A 16,254-nucleotide genomic window follows, 5' to 3' on the forward strand; every position below is an offset into this window, starting at 1 on the left:
GGCTATAATTGAAATAAGAAGGAGTGAAATTTTATCCTTTTTAGCGTATCAAAAGTGAAGGAGGAAGTAATAATGGGGAAATTAGCTGGAAAAGTAGCAGTTGTAACAGGGGCAGCTTCTGGAATGGGGCAACAAATTGCGGTTCTTTTTGCGAAAGAAGGGGCGAAGGTTGTTGTTGCGGATTTAAATTTAGAAGCGGCACAAAAAACAGTAGCATTAATTGAAGAAGAACAAGGGACAGCACTTGCGGTTGTTGCGAATGTCACGAAACAAGATGATATTGAAAGCATGATTAACAAAGCTACTGAGACATACGGAACGTTAGATATTTTAGTAAACAATGCGGGCATCATGGATAATTTTGTCCCAGCCGGCGAATTAACAGATGAGCTTTGGGATAAAGTGTTTGCGATAAATACAACTGGAGTAATGCGAGCAACTAGAAAAGCACTTCATATCTTTGAAGAAAAAGGACAGGGAGTTATCGTTAATATCGCATCTGCTGGAGGATTGTTTGGTTCAAGAGCAGGGGCAGCGTATACAGCTTCTAAACATGCTGTCGTTGGTTTTACAAAAAATGTTGGTTTCCAGTATGCTAATAAAAATATTCGCTGTAATGCTATAGCACCTGGAGCTGTAAATACAAATATAGGTACTACTATTTATGCTCCAGATCAATTTGGGCAAGAACGAGCTATGATTGGAATGGGAACAAACCCTCGCGCTGGTGATGCTTCTGAAATCGCCAAAGTAGCTTTATTTTTAGCTTCGGATGATGCTAGTTTTGTAAACGGAACGGTAATTACAGCAGACGCTGGTTGGACAGCTTACTAAGAAATAACAAATCCGCATGAGAGAATTATTTTCTTTTGCGGATTTTTTATGAGAAAATAGAAAGATGGATATTTTTTAACAACTTCGCATTTAGGGGTTGTTTCTTTGTATAGAGAGAATGAATAGTTGTGAGCATAATGGGGTATTAAATAACAAAGTGAAAGGCGGGGATGCTTTTTGGTTGAACAGTTGGTAAGTAATGCAGCGATATTACTCGCAGGATTTTATATTATTTCTTTAGTCTATAAAGAGCCAATTACGAAAGAATTATCGATAAATAGAAAAATGGTGATAGGTGTATGGGCAGGGCTGCTAGGATTTGCACTAATGATTTTTGGGATACCGATTTCAAATAATGTAATTGTTGATTTGCGTCATATTCCTATTATTATGGTGGGCTTTTACGGCGGGCCCATTCCGGCAATTGTTTCGGCGATCATTATTACAACTTCACGCTTTTTAATTTCAGTGAATTCTGCAGCAGTGATGGCTGGTGTAATCATGATGTTGATTGGCATTATAACAGCTCTTTTTAGCAAACGCTTAGAAAAATATAATATTTGGGGCGTTTTTATTTTGAATATTATTGCGTGCGGTTTTGTAGTCGTTAACTTACATTTGATTTTAGCAAAAGAGCCAGACTTCTGGGTTAATATGTTTACATTTGTATCTATCGCGCTTGTAATTGGCGCTGTTTCCGCAGGTTTAATGAAGAATATGATTAAATCAAAGCAATTGTTTCAAAAATACGAACAAGACTCTACGCTCGATTATCTGACGCGGTTATCGAATGTAAGGCAATTTGATGAAAAAATCAACCATGTGATGGACGCCGGAAGTAGACAAGTGACATTAATGTTAATTGATATAGATTACTTTAAAAATATTAACGATACATATGGGCATGATGCTGGTGATGCCATTTTGAAACAATTAGCTATTATTTTAAAACGAAACACATCAGATGGTTCTGAGGCATTTAGAAACGGCGGGGAAGAATTTTCTATTGTCTTATTAGATTGTCCGATTGAAAAAGGTAATTTTTTTGCTGAACAAGTGCGAAAAGAAACGGAAGAGCACGATTTTATGATACCTAGTGGAGAACTAGTGAAAATTACGATTTCAGTTGGTGTTAGCAGTAGTAAAGATGGTGCTAATACAAGTGAAGGTTTGTTTAAATCTGCCGATGAAGCCCTGTATAAAGCAAAATTAACCGGACGAAATCGTGTTTGTATTGCAGATGGAAATTAGCTTGTCGCAAAAAAACGAGTACTTCTAGCAGACGTCTTATGTTATAATAGATTGTGTAATGATGAGCAAATAACTAGGAAACTAGTCCAAAAGGATGAGCTTTTAATGTTTGACTTAATGGATAACTTGCTGGGAGTACAGTCATTTGGTGAATTAAATAAGGACATGCCGACGACGCTTTTTGTCACAGATGCAGACGGTAATATTTTAATTTCTAATAAATTCACTGCGCTTACGGTCGGAATGTCGCTTGAAGAATTACTTCGTTGTAATGTAAGGGACTTAGTGGAAGACGGTGTGTACAATGATTCTGTCACGCTAGAAGCAATCCGAACCAAACAAAAGAAAACAAAAGTTATCAATACGAAGAAAGGTTTTAGTATTCGTTCGACTTCTACGCCAATTCTCTATCCAGATGGCACCGTGCATTTAGTTGTTACGATGTCAGATGAAACACAACCAGATAGTTTTAAAACATGGCGTGGTGAGGCAATTTCGGGCAATAAAGAGTCACTTCTTCTTGAAGATTATAAAGAAAATGATGGCACCGTGATAGTAGCGGAGAGCGTCGCGATGAAACAGATAGTTCGAGTATGCAATCAAATAGCCCCGTTTGACAGTAAAGTCTTATTATACGGGGAGTCCGGTACTGGTAAAGAAGTCTTATCGCGCTATATTCATGAAAAAAGTGAACAAGCTGCTGGACCATTTATCTCGATCAACTGTGCGGCAATCCCTAAAGCATTATTTGAATCTGAGCTTTTCGGACATGAAAAAGGCTCATTTACCGGTGCGGATATTGAAAAACCCGGGATGCTTGAGCTAGCTGATGGCGGCACACTATTTTTAGATGAAATTTCTGAAATGCCGTTAGAGCTTCAAGCGAAAATGCTCCGAGTGCTTGAAACTGGCGAGGTAAGAAGACTGGGCTCAACAACTGAGACGAAACGGCGCTTTAGACTTATTTCAGCGACAAATCGAAACCTTGGCGAAATGGTTGAAAAAGGAACGTTTAGGCGTGATTTATATTATCGTATTAATGTAGTGCCGGTTCATATTCCAGCACTTAGAGAGCGACCGCAAGATATTATTGGCCTTGCACGTCAGTTCATTCAAAAATTTAATCAAAAGTATCAAAAAGATTTTCAATTAAGCGGCGATAAAACGAAAGAATTACTTTCTCATAACTGGCCAGGAAATGTACGTGAACTTAGAAACCAGATTGAACGCTTAGTTGTTATGTCTGGTAATAAAGAAGTGACAGTTTCTGAAACAGATGATTTTGCGCTAGACTTACATTTTAAAGAGCAAACGAAAAAAGAATCACTTCATTTAAAAGATTATTTACAAGACGTGGAAAAACACTTTATATTGCGAGTGCTCGAAGAAAGTGATGGAAACGTGACAAAAGCGGCTAGTGTGCTTGGGATTCACCGCTCTGTTTTATATCGAAAACTAAAAACACTTCATTAATTTAGAAAACCTAATCAGATATGTCGATTAGGTTTTTTTGTTGCATTTTCGCGACTATTTTTTGTAACAGTGCTAATTTTTATGTCGCTTTTTTGCGACGATTAATAATGCTTAAATTTAAAAAGGTTGATATAAAGCCATTTTAAATGTTGGCATGAAAGTTGCTTTATAAGTAAGTGCGTATCATTACAAATATATGTGAATAATTGAACAATAAGGAGTGAGGAATTTGTCAAAAGTAATAAAAGCAAGTGAAGCAGCAAAATTAATAAAAGATGGCGATACTGTAGCTTTTAGTGGTTTCGGTTTAGCTTGTGTTAATGAAGAAATGGCTATCGCGGTTGAAAAGCGTTTTTTAGAAGAAGGGGCTCCGCGTAATCTAACCGTTATGCATGCTAGTGCGCTTGGTGATCGCAGGGAAAAAGGAATGAGTCACTGGGGACATGAAGGATTAATTAAACGCTGGATTGGCGGAATTGCGATTGCTTCTCCTAAAATGGCGAAACTAATTGAAGAAGACAAATGTGAAGCATACAATTTACCACAAGGTGTAATTACGCAACTTTACCGGGAAATCGCAGCTAAGCGACCAGGCGTTATTACAAAAATTGGTATGGGAACATTTGTAGACCCGCGTATTGAAGGGGCAAAAATGTCCGCGAGTTCTAAAGATAACTTAGTAGAGCTATTGACGATTCACGACGAAGAATGGCTATTTTATCCAAGTTTCCCAATTCAAGTTGCACTCATTCGCGGAACTGTGGCAGATGAATTTGGGAACTTAACTTTAGAAAAAGAAGGCTTACATATGGAAGTCTTGCCAATTGCGCAGGCTGTTCGAAATTCAGGCGGAATTGTTATCGCTCAAGTAGAATCTGTTGCGAAAAAAGGATCGCTTAATCCTAAAGATGTAAGAGTTCCAGGAATTTTAGTTGATCATATTGTTATTTCAGAACCAGAAAATCATTTCCAAACTGAAAATACACAGTATAATCCAGCTTTCTCTGGACACATTCAAGTTCCTCTTGGCGATATTGAGCCACTTGCGTTAGATGACCGTAAAGTGATTGCGCGTCGTTCTGCAGCAGAACTAGAACCACAAACCATTCTAAATTTAGGTGTAGGAATTCCAGTAAACGTTTCTACTGTTGCAGCGGAAGAAGGCGTGAGTGACCAATTAATACTAACAACCGAAGCAGGATCTGTTGGCGGTGTTCCAGCTGGTTTAGCAGATTTCGGTCATGCGTATAACAGTGAAGCTATTGTCGATCATCATTCGCAGTTCGATTTTTACGATGGTGGCGGACTTGATTTATCCGTACTTGGTTTGGCGCAAACCGACGAATCTGGTAATGTGAATGTCAGCAAATTTGGCTCAAGAGTTGCTGGCTGTGGTGGATTTATTAATATCTCCCAATCAGCGAAAAAATTAATTTTTGCCGGAACTTTTACAGCAGGTGGATTAAAGACGCGTGTAGCTGACGGCAAACTAGAGATTTTACAAGAAGGAAAAGCTAAAAAGTTTATCAAACAAGTTCAACAAATCACATTTAGTGGTGAATATGCTTCAACGACCGACCAAACAATTCTCTATGTGACAGAACGAGCTGTATTCCGTTTAGAAAATGGCAAAATGGTTCTAACAGAAATCGCACCAGGCGTTGATTTAGAAAAAGATATTCTTGGACAAATGGAATTCGAACCCGTTATTGCGAGTGATTTAAAAGTAATGGATAGTGGTATGTTTAGCGAACAATGGGGTGGCTTAAAAGCTATTATTGAAAAACAAACAAGAGAGGGAGTATCTATATGACAAAAGAAATAAACCGTTGGGGAGTCTTGATTGGCTCTGTTGGTGTTCTGCTTTGTACCGGTGCGGTATATGCATTTAGTGTTTTTGCTGGACCGCTTAGTGCTGCTCATGGTTGGACAATTCCACAGGTTATGATGGCATTTACAATTAATGCGGCGATTGGGCCGATTCCAACTATTTTAGGTGGAATTTTAACGGATAAAGGGAAAGCAAAATGGGCCATTTTAATTGGGGGAATCCTCTTTGGGCTTGGTTTTGCACTGACAGGTTTTGCTACTTCAACGACGATGCTTTACTTGTCTTATGGTGTTCTTGCTGGGCTTGGACAAGGTTTTGCGTATTCAGGTTGTCTTAGTAACACGATTCGTCTTTTCCCAGATAAACGTGGTCTTGCTTCTGGACTTATTACTGCAGGAATGGGTGGAGCGACAATTATTGCTGCACCGATTGCGAACCACTTAATTGAAACATATAACGTAATGACAGCATTTAAAATTATGGGAGCTGTTTATATCGCAGTTGTCATTGGATGTAGTTTCCTTATTCGCGTCGCACCAGCTGGCTATGCACCAAAAGGCTGGACACCACCTGCTGGAAATGCAGCTGGTATGGTAAATGTACCTTGGACGGGAATGGTTCGAACAGTTACTTTTTATCTGATTCTTTTAATGCTAGGCATTGGCGCATTCTCAGGTCTGATGATTGCTTCTAATGCATCTTTAATTGGTCAAAATATGTTTGGCTTAACGGCTGCATCGGCTGCTGCTTACGTTAGTATTTATTCACTAAGCAACTGTTTAGGTCGAGTAGTTTGGGGCGCTGTATCTGACCGTCTAGGTAGATCTAATACATTAATGATTATCTATACAGTTATTGCTTTATCTTTACTAGCACTTGCAACGCTTCAATCGGTTGTTGGGTTTGTTATCGGAATCATTGGACTTGGACTTTGCTTTGGCGGGACAATGGGCGTTTTCCCATCTATCGTTATGGAAAATTACGGTCCGAAAAATCAAGGCGTCAACTACGGAATCGTCTTCATTGGTTATTCCACAGCAGCCTTCTTTGCACCAAAAATGGCAGCACAAATTGCCGGTCAAAACGGTGGCGACTTCACACAAGCTTTCTATATAGCTATTGCACTTGCTGCTGTAGGACTTTGTATTAATATTGTTTATAAATTACGTGAGAAAAAACAACCAACGAAAGAATTAGCGTAAAAATAGAGAGGAGAAAAGAAAATGAGTTTAACTGAAATGCTACAAATCAAATATCCAATTTTACAAGGGGCAATGGCACAAATTGCCACATATGAATTAGCTTCCGCGGTATCAAATGCAGGTGGGCTAGGAATTATCGCATCAGGTGGAATGTCAGCAGACACGTTACGAGAACAAATTCGCCTTTGTAAAGAAAAAACAACGAAACCGTTCGCTGTAAATATCATGCTGATGATGCCAAATTGTCTAGAACTTGTCGATGTCATTATTGAAGAAGATGTGCGCGTTGTTACAACTGGGGCAGGAACACCTAAACCATTTATGGAAAAATTTAAAGCAGCTGGAATTAAAGTTATCGCCGTTATCCCGTCTGTAAAAATTGCACAAAAAATGGAAGAAATCGGTGTCGATGCAGTTGTTGCAGAAGGTACAGAAGCAGGAGGGCATGTTGGTGAAACAACAACGATGGCGCTAGTTCGTCAAGTCGTTTCAGCAGTAAATATCCCCGTCATTGCAGCAGGTGGTATTGCAGATGGCCACGGAATGGCAGCAGTTTATGCATTAGGTGCAAGCGGTGTCCAAATCGGTACACTTTTCCTTGTTGCTGAGGAATGTCCGGTTCCTGCTAGCTTCAAACAAGCCGTACTTGATGCCACTGATACGAGCACAACTGTAACAGGCCGCCGAAATGGTGCGCCAGTTAGAAGTATTAAAAACCCAATGATTAAGAAATATGTAGAACTAGAAAACGAAAATGCTTCTAGAGATAAGTTAGAAGAATTAACACTTGGCTCTCTTAGAAAAGCAGTCCATGAAGGTGACGTTGAAAATGGTTCCGTTATGGCTGGGCAAATTTGTGGAATGTTAACTGAAATTCGTTCCACAAGTGATATTATCGAAAACCTGATGAAAGAGTCAAAACAAGTCGCAAGTAACCTAGTCATTCAATAATAAAAAAGAGCCAGCAGAATCTATTAGATTTTGCTGGCCCTTTTTCATTTGCGTCGATACATTTTGGTTAAATCTACCATTAAATAAACGAGCAATACTGCTGTAATGATAACAGCGATAAGATTAGCTACATCATTATGGAATAGAAAACTAATCCCATTGATGGCTAATGCAATTAAAATAATTATGAAATATTTTATCATTAGAAGTCTCCAGTTCTCTTCCTAATTATAAAGCGCCATCTTGAATGATTTCTGTTTTATAACCATCTGGATCTGTTAAGAAGTAATAGAATGGATCTTCACCTGGAAGTCCTTTTAAGTCTGTGACAGTGTAGCCAGCTTCTTTATGTTCCTCAAGTAAAGCACGTACATCAGGAACACCAACAGCTAAATGACCATAGCCGTTTCCTAAATCGTAAGCTTCTTTTTGATCATAGTTGTAAGTTAATTCTAGTTCAAAACCGCCTTCTTCAAACGCCATATAAACTAAAGTAAATTCGAAATCAGGGAAATCTTTACGACTAACTTCTTTTAACCCTAATGCTTTTTCATAAAAAGCAATGGATTCAGTCAGATTTTTTACGCGGATACACGTATGTAACATTTTTGCAGTCATTTTTTCTTCCTCCTTTTAAACTTCTTTCTTCATTGTAGTATATCTCGGAAGTGAATACAAACAAGGAATATTGATGGAAGTAAAGCCAGTTTTTCGGTATAATGATGAATGTGAAGAAAGGCGGAAGTGAAATGACAAAAATCAAACGAATTATGACAGGAATAATCCAAGAAAATTGTTATATCATTTATCAAGATAATTTAGCTTTAATTGTTGATCCGGGCGATGAAGCTAATAAAATTGAAGCGGAAATTGCTAGTTTGGGAGTGAAACCAATTGCTGTTTTACTGACGCATTGTCATTATGATCATATTGGCGCTTTAGAAGAAATTCGCTCGACTTATCAAATTCCGGTATATGTTAGCCCATTAGAACAAGAATGGCTTTCAAATCCAGATTTAAACCTATCTGCGCATATCGCGGGAAAAGCAATTGTTGCACAACCTGCTGAATACGAATTTACATTAGGTGACTATAATATAGAAGGTTTTCGTTTTAAAGTGGTGCCAACACCGGGACATTCTATCGGTAGCGTAAGTTTTATTTTCGATGATTTTGCAGTGGTTGGGGACGCGCTCTTCAAAGGAAGCATTGGCCGAACTGACTTATATACAGGTGACTTTGACACGTTAATCAATAGTATTAAAACAGAGTTATTTGTACTGCCAGATGATTTGCCAGCATATTCAGGACACGGAGATGCAACTACAATCGGTCATGAAAAGAAAACAAACCCATATTTCAACTAAAAAGAACTTGCAGAAGCACCTAGTCTGCAGTTTTTTTGTAATTTAATAGAGAGGATGTTAGAACATGCATTCAGATGAAGAAATTTTCAAAGATACAACAACTAAAGCCCTACTCCAATTACTAAAAAAAGATATAGACTTTCATGAATATTGCTACCAAGAAATTTTCCCAAGAGGCAAAGAAATCAAAATGAACGACAACAAAAACTTCAAGATTTACTTAGTTGAAAGTGGATATTTTGCCTATTGTCTCAAAAATGAATATGGCGACTTTGGCATTATTAGTTTTGTTGGTGGTGAGATTGCCATCAATTTAATTCCGCTAATCAAAGAGGAACCGGAAGACGCTTTTTTACGGTGTTTAACGCAAGTTCGTTGCTGGGTGCTTGATCCTGATTTTGTAGGACGAGTGTTAGACGAAAATAATCAAAAAGCTAAATTTTTATTATCGAATTTACTTTATACAAGAAAAGTTTATTTTAAAGCGAGCAAACGTACTTTTATGAAAAAAGAACTTCGCATTAGAGCTTGTCTGAAAGAAATTGGTTTGTACATGGGACGAGTAACAAAAGATAAAGATTTTATTTTGCCAGATGAAATTAATAATTCTATTTTGGCTCAATACGCAAATACGACAAGAGAGTACACGAATATTATCGTACTCAAACTAAGAAAAGAAGGAATTTTAGACGATAGCCATAAACCGTGGGTAATAAAAAAAATCGATGAACTATAATTTATAAAACTTAATATTTATTGATTTTCTGTGCATAAAAGGTGGGAAATTTAAAAAAACATCTAAAAAAACGTGAGAAAAACTGTCACAAAAAGTACTTATTTGGCTGTTTTTCGCCTAAAAAATGTTTATTTTTAATGCGTAATAGTAAAAAAAATCTTGTTTTTTGATAATAACGTTATTTTATTTGGTTTAAGCCTTCTCTAGGGTGTTTTCATTCTGTGATATTATACTTTAGAGGAGGAATTTGCAATGAACACATTAGAAAAAAGACAACATGAAATCTTGACCAATCCGCTTCATTTTTGTAAGAAGTCTGGAGATTTTGCTAAACATAGTATGAGTATTAAGCTTTCTAAAAACGAGCTGTTTGATGTTGATTTTGTAACAGGGATCTATTTTGTTGAAAAAGGGATTGTTATGAAAGGAACACAAATAGATGATTATATAGGATACGATCAATTACTGAAACATGGTGATGTATGCAATTTTTCATCTTTTATGTCCTCAGATTTAAAACGTAATATTAGCGCAAAATTATTATCGCCTAGTTCTAGTGTGATTACTGCAGTTGATAGAGATTTTTTTATTTTTATGGTGGAAAAACATGTGAGCATTGAAGAATTTATGCTTTTTCAATCTAAAAAAGAAATTATGATCCTGCAACGTCGCTGTTTACTTAACACACTCAAAGTAAAAGATCGCGTCAAGCACGTGATTGCTGCGATTGGCTATGAATATGGCATTTCAAACGGTGACAATATTCAAATACCACAAGAATTATCAACTACATTTTTATCTAAATTTATGGGAATCACAAGAGAATATCTTAGTCTAACTCTTAGCGAACTCAAAAAAGAAGGATATTTATTAAATACTAAAATTCCTGTAATTATCAATGTAGAAAAACTATTCAATGAAATTCCATATGAATCTTTAATTTTATAAATAAAAGAAGATAGTCTACCGGCTGTCTTCTTTTTTATGCTAAAATGAAAGAAAAAAGGGGTTCCGCAATGAGTGAATACTTGGAAATTCCAGAATTAAATAAAGCATTTCCGTTTCGATCTTTTGTTAATGAAGGAGAAGTCCTTGTTTATCCTCATTGGCATAAAGAAATTGAGATTATTTATGCACTAAAAGGCAGCCTAAACCTTGGAGTAAATGATATGCCCATCCAACTTAATGAAGGAGAAATTCAAATCATTAATGGTGGAGATGTACATTATTTTTTAGCTTCACCAAATAGTGAGCGTATTGTTATTCAATTTGATTTAAGCCTATTTCAAGAAGAAATGCAAATGGACGGACAAAATGGCACCCTTCGAGAAATGCTCACGGAGATGGCTCATTTAAGCCGAGAATGGCCAGAAGAAACGACGGCGAAGGTCCAATCGCTTATTAGAAATATCCATTTAGAATCGAGTAATGATTCCCCGGGCAAACATTATATACTTAAAGCCGATCTGCTAGCGATTATTGGTTTAATTTACCGTGAAATACCACAGAAAAAAACGCAACCTGATAGCGTCATTTCCGAACAAGCTGTACTTAAATCAAAAGAAACACTCCAAAAGCTAGATCAGATTTTTTCATATGTAGAAAAACATTATCAAGAACCAGTTAGCTTACAAGAAGTTGCGGATTATACTGGATTTAGTACGTATTATTTCACGAAATTTTTCAAGCGAAATACTGGTATGACGTTTGTGACTTTTTTAAATGATTACCGTTTAAATAAAGCGAAATGGATGTTGTTAAATGAAGCGTTCCCTGTAACCGAAGTAGCTGAACTTGCTGGATTTAGTAGCGTTAAAACATTCCACCATGCTTTCAAAAGAGCGATGGGGGTAGCGCCTCTTAAATACAGAAAGACAATATACGGGAATAATTAAGCAATAAAATAGGAAGAATTACCTTCAGTAGTTTTGTATGATGTAACTATCAAAACTATTGGAGGTTTTTTATTATGACATTAAAAGTTGGAATTATTGGTTGTGGAGGCATTGCAAACGGGAAGCATATGCCAAGTTTATTAAAAGCTGAGAAAGCAGAAATGGTTGCTTTTTGTGATATTGTTCTAGAAAAAGCGGAAGCGGCAGCAAAAGAATTTGGTAGCGAAAATGCAAGCGTATACACAAACTATGTAGAATTACTCCAAGATAAATCCATTGATGTCATCCATGTTTGTACACCAAATATTTCTCATGCAGAAATTTCTATTGCGGCTATGGAAGCTGGAAAACATGTTATGTGCGAGAAACCAATGGCAAAAACAACAGCAGAAGCGAAAAGCATGATTGAAGCTGCTAATCGTACAGGGAAAAAACTAACAATTGGTTACCAAAATAGATTCCGTAAAGACTCTGATTACTTGCATCAAGTTTGCGAAAATGGTGAATTAGGAGATATTTATTATGCAAAAGCTAAAGCGATTCGTCGCCGGGCAGTACCAACTTGGGGCGTATTCTTGGACGAAGAAGCTCAAGGTGGCGGACCACTTATTGATATTGGAACACACGCACTTGATTTAACACTTTGGATGATGGACAACTATAAACCAAAATATGTCGTAGGAAATAGCTACCATAAACTTGCGAAAAAAGAAAATGCAGCGAATGCGTGGGGTTCATGGGATCCAAGTAAATTTACAGTAGAAGATTCTGCATTTGGTTTTATCACTATGGAAAATGGCGCAACGATTGTTTTAGAAGCAAGCTGGGCGCTAAACACATTAGATGTTGGTGAAGCGAGAACATCACTTTCGGGAACAGAAGGTGGCGCTGATATGGAAGATGGATTACGAATTAACGGTGAGGCACACAGCCAAATGTATGAAAAGAAAATCCAATTAGAAGCAGGCGGCGTTGATTTTTACGATGGAACAGGTGATGATCCAGCCTTAATCGAAGCAGAACAATGGTTAGAGGCAATTTTAAATGATACTGATCCAGTTGTAAAACCTGAGCAAGCTCTTGTCGTAACACAAATTTTAGAAGCTATCTATGAATCCTCAAAAACAGGACAACCAGTTTATTTTAATTAAGGAGGAAGTGCTTTTATGAAAGCAAAAATAGCTTTGCAGTTATGGAGTGTTAAGGAAGCTTGTGAAGACGATTTCTTTGGAACTTTAGAAAAAGTGGCGGAAATGGGTTATGACGGCGTGGAATTTGCTGGCTATTATGGTAAATCCGCGAGTGAAATCAAAGCGAAATTAGCCGAACTTGGACTAGAAGTAGCGGGATCACATATTAGTAAAGAAGAGCTTCAAGCCAATTTAGATAACGTCATTCTTTTTGAACGGGAATTAGGTAATAAATACATTATTTGTCCATATGCCGATTTCGACTCAAAAGAAGGATGGCTTGAATTCAGCGTAGAGCTAAGTAACATCGGAAAAGCAATCCGACAATCCGGAATGGCGTTTGGCTATCATAATCACGCTCACGAATTAGAAAAATTAGATGGCGAAATCATTTTGGACAATTTACTTGAGAATGTTCCTGAAATGGTTGCAGAATTAGATACTTACTGGATAGAGTACGCTGGTGTAGGAGTCATTCCTTTTATCGAAAAATATCGTAATCGAGTACCGCTAATCCATATTAAAGATAAAGCGAAAACGAATAAAGAAAGCACCATTATCGGCGAAGGAATTCTCGATGTTCCAGGATACGTGAAAACAGCGCTTAATGCAGGAACAGAATGGTTAATTATTGAGCAAGAAGCATTTGTTGAAGATCCGTTAACAAGTGTTGCAAAAGGTTATACGTATTTAGCGAATGTATTGGAGGAGAAATAATATGACGCGCGTGACAGTGTGGAACGAATTTTTACACGAAAAAGAAGATGATGCTGTGCTTGCAATTTATCCAGATGGAATTCATGGACAAATTGCTAGTTTCCTAGAAAAAGCAGGAATTGATACGAAAACAGCTACTTTGGAAGAACCAGAACATGGGCTTACAGAAGACGTTTTAGCGAATACAGATGTCCTAATCTGGTGGGGACATATGGGGCACGACCGCGTAGAAGATAAAATTGTCGATCGTGTGCAAAAACGTGTTTTAGAAGGTATGGGGCTTATCGTACTTCATTCTGGACATATGTCAAAAATCTTTATGCGTTTAATGGGTACGAGTTGTGATTTAAAATGGCGTGAAGCAAATGAAAGGGAGCGTCTTTGGGTAGTTGACCCGACGCATCCAATCGCAAAAGGTATTGGTGAATTTATTGAATTAGATGAAGAAGAAATGTACGGCGAGCATTTTGATATACCAGCACCAGATGAACTCATTTTCTTAGGATGGTTTGAAGGCGGAGAAGTTTTCCGAAGCGGTATCACATACAAAAGAGGCAATGGGCGGATTTTCTACTTCCAACCTGGCCATGAATCTTATCCAACGTATCACCACCCGGATATTCAGCAAGTAATTATTAACGGCGTTCACTGGTGTGCAGAAGGTCGAAAAACATATCCAAAATATGGAAATCATCAACCACTTGAAAAAATAGGGAGGAAATAAACATGAAATTAGGCGTATTTACACCATTATTTGCAAATTTATCATTAGATGAAATGTTAGATAAAGTAAAAGCGGCAGGACTTGATGCTGTCGAAATCGGGACTGGCGGGAACCCTGGGAATCATCACTGTCCAACCGATGAACTTTTAGCGAGTGAAGCAGCGCGCAAGGAATATTTAGAAAAATTTACTAGTCGAGGATTAACAATTAGTGCTTTTAGTTGCCACGATAATCCGATTTCTCCTAATAAAGAAGAAGCGGCTGCATCTGATGAAATTTTGCGCAAATCAATCAAACTAGCTTCTTTAATGAACGTTCCGGTTGTTAATACATTTTCTGGAACAGCGGGAGATAGTGATGATGCCAAAGCGCCGAACTGGCCGGTAATTCCTTGGCCGACTGTTTATAGCGATATTAAAACATGGCAATGGGAAACTAAGCTAATTCCTTACTGGAAAGAAATTGGCGAACTTGCAGCGGCTTCTGGTGTTAAAATTGGTATCGAATTGCACGGTGGTTTCTTATGCCATACACCATATACCATTTTAAAGCTGCGTGAAGAAACAAATGATGCAATCGGTGTTAATTTAGATCCAAGTCATTTATGGTGGCAAGGAATTGACCCAGTTGGCGCTATCAAAATCTTAGGAAAAGCTGGAGCAATCCATCATTTCCATGCCAAAGATACGTATTTAGATCAAGATAATATCAATATGTACGGTTTGACTGATATGCAACCATATGGCGACGTTCAAACAAGAAGTTGGACATTCCGTTCGGTTGGTTGTGGTCATAGTTTGACAGAATGGTCGGATATTATGAGCGCGCTTCGAACATATGGTTATGATTATGTAGTCAGCATCGAACACGAAGATCCATTAATGTCGATTGACGAAGGTTTCGATCGTGCTGTTACAAACTTACAATCGATCTTAATTAAAGACAAACCACTGGATATGTGGTGGGCGTAACAATAAGAAAGGATGTCTTAGAATGAAAAAATATCAATTAGTAATTGTTGGTTACGGCGGAATGGGAAGCTATCATGTAACGCTTGCATCGGCTGCTGATAATTTAGAAGTTCATGGCGTATTCGACATTCTAGCAGAAAAACGCGAAGCCGCCGCTCAAAAAGGTTTAAAAATCTATGAAAGTTTTGAAGCCGTTTTAGCAGATGAAAAAGTAGATGCTGTTCTTATTGCAACACCAAACGATAGCCATAAAGAGCTTGCAATTAGCGCACTTGAAGCAGGGAAACACGTTGTTTGTGAAAAACCAGTAACAATGACAAGTGAAGATTTACTAGCAATTATGGACGTGGCTAAAAGAGTAAATAAACATTTTATGGTTCATCAAAATAGACGTTGGGACGAAGATTTCCTTATTATTAAAGAAATGTTCGAACAAAAAACGATTGGTGAAATGTTCCACCTGGAATCACGTGTCCACGGAGCAAATGGTATTCCAGGAGATTGGCGTCATTTGAAAGCACATGGCGGCGGGATGGTACTTGATTGGGGCGTACATTTACTTGACCAATTGTTATTCCTAGTGGATAGCAATGTGAAGTCCGTATCTGCTAATTTAAGTTTTGCGCTTGGGGATGAAGTCGATGATGGCTTCGTAACGTTCATTACTTTTGAAAATGGTATTACTGCTCAAATCGAAGTAGGCACAACGAACTTCATTAAACTACCTCGCTGGTATGTCAAAGGCACAGAAGGAACCGGAATTATCCACGATTGGGATCTAAGTGGGGAAATCGTCAAACCAACCGCACTTGCTAAAACTTCAGAGCCAACGCCAATTAAAGCAGGGCAAGGACTGACAAAAACAATGGCACCACCAAGCGAAGAAGCAACCAATACATTATCACTTCCGGCACCTGCCAAATTAGCTCCATCTTTCTATAATAACTTTGTCGATGTTTTAAATAATACGAGTGAACCAATCGTTCAAAACGAAGAAGTTTATCAAGTTTTAAAATTGATTGAAGCCATATTTGAAGCGGCTGAGACCAATCGAACCGTTCATTCTATTTAAAAAAGATGTTTTAGCTTTCTATAATGTGGAAAACACTACT

At 37.7% G+C, this 16,254-nt stretch carries 17 protein-coding genes; 15 read left to right on the forward strand and 2 right to left on the reverse strand.

What is annotated here, in order from left to right; all coding sequences use genetic code 11:
* The first annotated feature begins 72 nt into the window (after positions 1–72).
* The 6 genes from AC4PG0_RS07930 (at position 73) to AC4PG0_RS07955 (ending at position 7,542) form a co-directional block, all read left to right on the forward strand.
* Positions 73–834 carry an SDR family oxidoreductase gene (locus tag AC4PG0_RS07930; protein WP_003763491.1) on the forward strand — a complete coding sequence of 254 codons (762 nt, stop codon included), beginning with the start codon at positions 73–75 and terminating at the stop codon, positions 832–834.
* A 177-nt stretch (positions 835–1,011) separates the two neighbouring features.
* Positions 1,012–2,085: a GGDEF domain-containing protein gene (locus AC4PG0_RS07935; RefSeq protein WP_492167708.1), complete on the forward strand. Its 1,074-nt coding sequence runs from the start codon at positions 1,012–1,014 to the stop codon at positions 2,083–2,085.
* Positions 2,086–2,190: 105 nt separating this feature from the next.
* On the forward strand, positions 2,191–3,558 hold the full coding sequence (locus AC4PG0_RS07940; protein WP_003763489.1) for a sigma-54 interaction domain-containing protein: 1,368 nt from the start codon (positions 2,191–2,193) through the stop codon (positions 3,556–3,558).
* A 229-nt stretch (positions 3,559–3,787) separates the two neighbouring features.
* A complete protein-coding gene (locus AC4PG0_RS07945) occupies positions 3,788–5,371 on the forward strand; it encodes an acyl CoA:acetate/3-ketoacid CoA transferase (protein WP_045553940.1) in 1,584 nt (527 codons plus the stop codon).
* Positions 5,368–6,591: an L-lactate MFS transporter gene (locus AC4PG0_RS07950; protein WP_003739530.1), complete on the forward strand. Its 1,224-nt coding sequence runs from the start codon at positions 5,368–5,370 to the stop codon at positions 6,589–6,591. Before AC4PG0_RS07945 ends, AC4PG0_RS07950 begins: the two co-directional genes overlap by 4 nt.
* Positions 6,592–6,612: 21 nt before the next feature.
* Positions 6,613–7,542 (forward strand): DUF561 domain-containing protein, encoded by a 930-nt coding sequence (locus AC4PG0_RS07955; RefSeq protein WP_492167706.1) that lies wholly within the window; start codon positions 6,613–6,615, stop codon positions 7,540–7,542.
* 44 nt (positions 7,543–7,586) lie between these two features.
* On the opposite strand, the gene AC4PG0_RS07960 is transcribed toward AC4PG0_RS07955, so the two are convergent.
* Positions 7,587–7,745: a hypothetical protein gene (locus AC4PG0_RS07960; RefSeq protein ID WP_003763485.1), complete on the reverse strand. Its 159-nt coding sequence runs from the start codon at positions 7,743–7,745 to the stop codon at positions 7,587–7,589.
* Positions 7,746–7,770: 25 nt separating this feature from the next.
* The gene (gene gloA, locus AC4PG0_RS07965; RefSeq protein WP_492167705.1) at positions 7,771–8,160 is read right to left on the reverse strand and encodes a lactoylglutathione lyase; all 390 of its coding nucleotides are present in this window, start codon (positions 8,158–8,160) and stop codon (positions 7,771–7,773) included.
* A 131-nt stretch (positions 8,161–8,291) separates the two neighbouring features.
* Here gloA and AC4PG0_RS07970 point away from each other — a divergent pair, with 131 nt between their 5' ends.
* The 9 genes from AC4PG0_RS07970 to AC4PG0_RS08010 all read left to right on the forward strand — a co-directional run bounded on the left by AC4PG0_RS07970 (position 8,292) and on the right by AC4PG0_RS08010 (position 16,214).
* On the forward strand, positions 8,292–8,909 hold the full coding sequence (locus tag AC4PG0_RS07970) for an MBL fold metallo-hydrolase (RefSeq protein ID WP_033532823.1): 618 nt from the start codon (positions 8,292–8,294) through the stop codon (positions 8,907–8,909).
* A 64-nt stretch (positions 8,910–8,973) separates the two neighbouring features.
* Positions 8,974–9,645 (forward strand): cyclic nucleotide-binding domain-containing protein, encoded by a 672-nt coding sequence (locus AC4PG0_RS07975; RefSeq protein WP_003763477.1) that lies wholly within the window; start codon positions 8,974–8,976, stop codon positions 9,643–9,645.
* A 252-nt stretch (positions 9,646–9,897) separates the two neighbouring features.
* On the forward strand, positions 9,898–10,593 hold the full coding sequence (locus AC4PG0_RS07980) for a Crp/Fnr family transcriptional regulator (RefSeq protein WP_003769759.1): 696 nt from the start codon (positions 9,898–9,900) through the stop codon (positions 10,591–10,593).
* Positions 10,594–10,661: 68 nt separating this feature from the next.
* Complete coding sequence (gene gadR / locus AC4PG0_RS07985) at positions 10,662–11,540, forward strand: acid resistance transcriptional regulator GadR (protein WP_033532825.1); 879 nt, start codon at positions 10,662–10,664, stop codon at positions 11,538–11,540.
* Between the two features lie 74 nt (positions 11,541–11,614).
* Positions 11,615–12,691, forward strand: coding sequence for a Gfo/Idh/MocA family protein (locus tag AC4PG0_RS07990; RefSeq protein WP_003769755.1), 1,077 nt, complete (start codon positions 11,615–11,617; stop codon positions 12,689–12,691).
* A 15-nt stretch (positions 12,692–12,706) separates the two neighbouring features.
* Positions 12,707–13,447 (forward strand): sugar phosphate isomerase/epimerase family protein, encoded by a 741-nt coding sequence (locus tag AC4PG0_RS07995; protein ID WP_003769753.1) that lies wholly within the window; start codon positions 12,707–12,709, stop codon positions 13,445–13,447.
* A gap of 1 nt (position 13,448) precedes the next feature.
* Positions 13,449–14,171, forward strand: coding sequence for a ThuA domain-containing protein (locus AC4PG0_RS08000; protein ID WP_010991094.1), 723 nt, complete (start codon positions 13,449–13,451; stop codon positions 14,169–14,171).
* A 2-nt stretch (positions 14,172–14,173) separates the two neighbouring features.
* The gene (locus tag AC4PG0_RS08005; protein WP_003724577.1) at positions 14,174–15,142 is read left to right on the forward strand and encodes a sugar phosphate isomerase/epimerase family protein; all 969 of its coding nucleotides are present in this window, start codon (positions 14,174–14,176) and stop codon (positions 15,140–15,142) included.
* A 22-nt stretch (positions 15,143–15,164) separates the two neighbouring features.
* Positions 15,165–16,214, forward strand: coding sequence for a Gfo/Idh/MocA family protein (locus AC4PG0_RS08010; protein ID WP_003763463.1), 1,050 nt, complete (start codon positions 15,165–15,167; stop codon positions 16,212–16,214).
* Positions 16,215–16,254 lie beyond the last annotated feature (40 nt).

The sequence above is a fragment of the Listeria sp. MAN/IMW/UF464 genome, assembly GCF_058683955.1.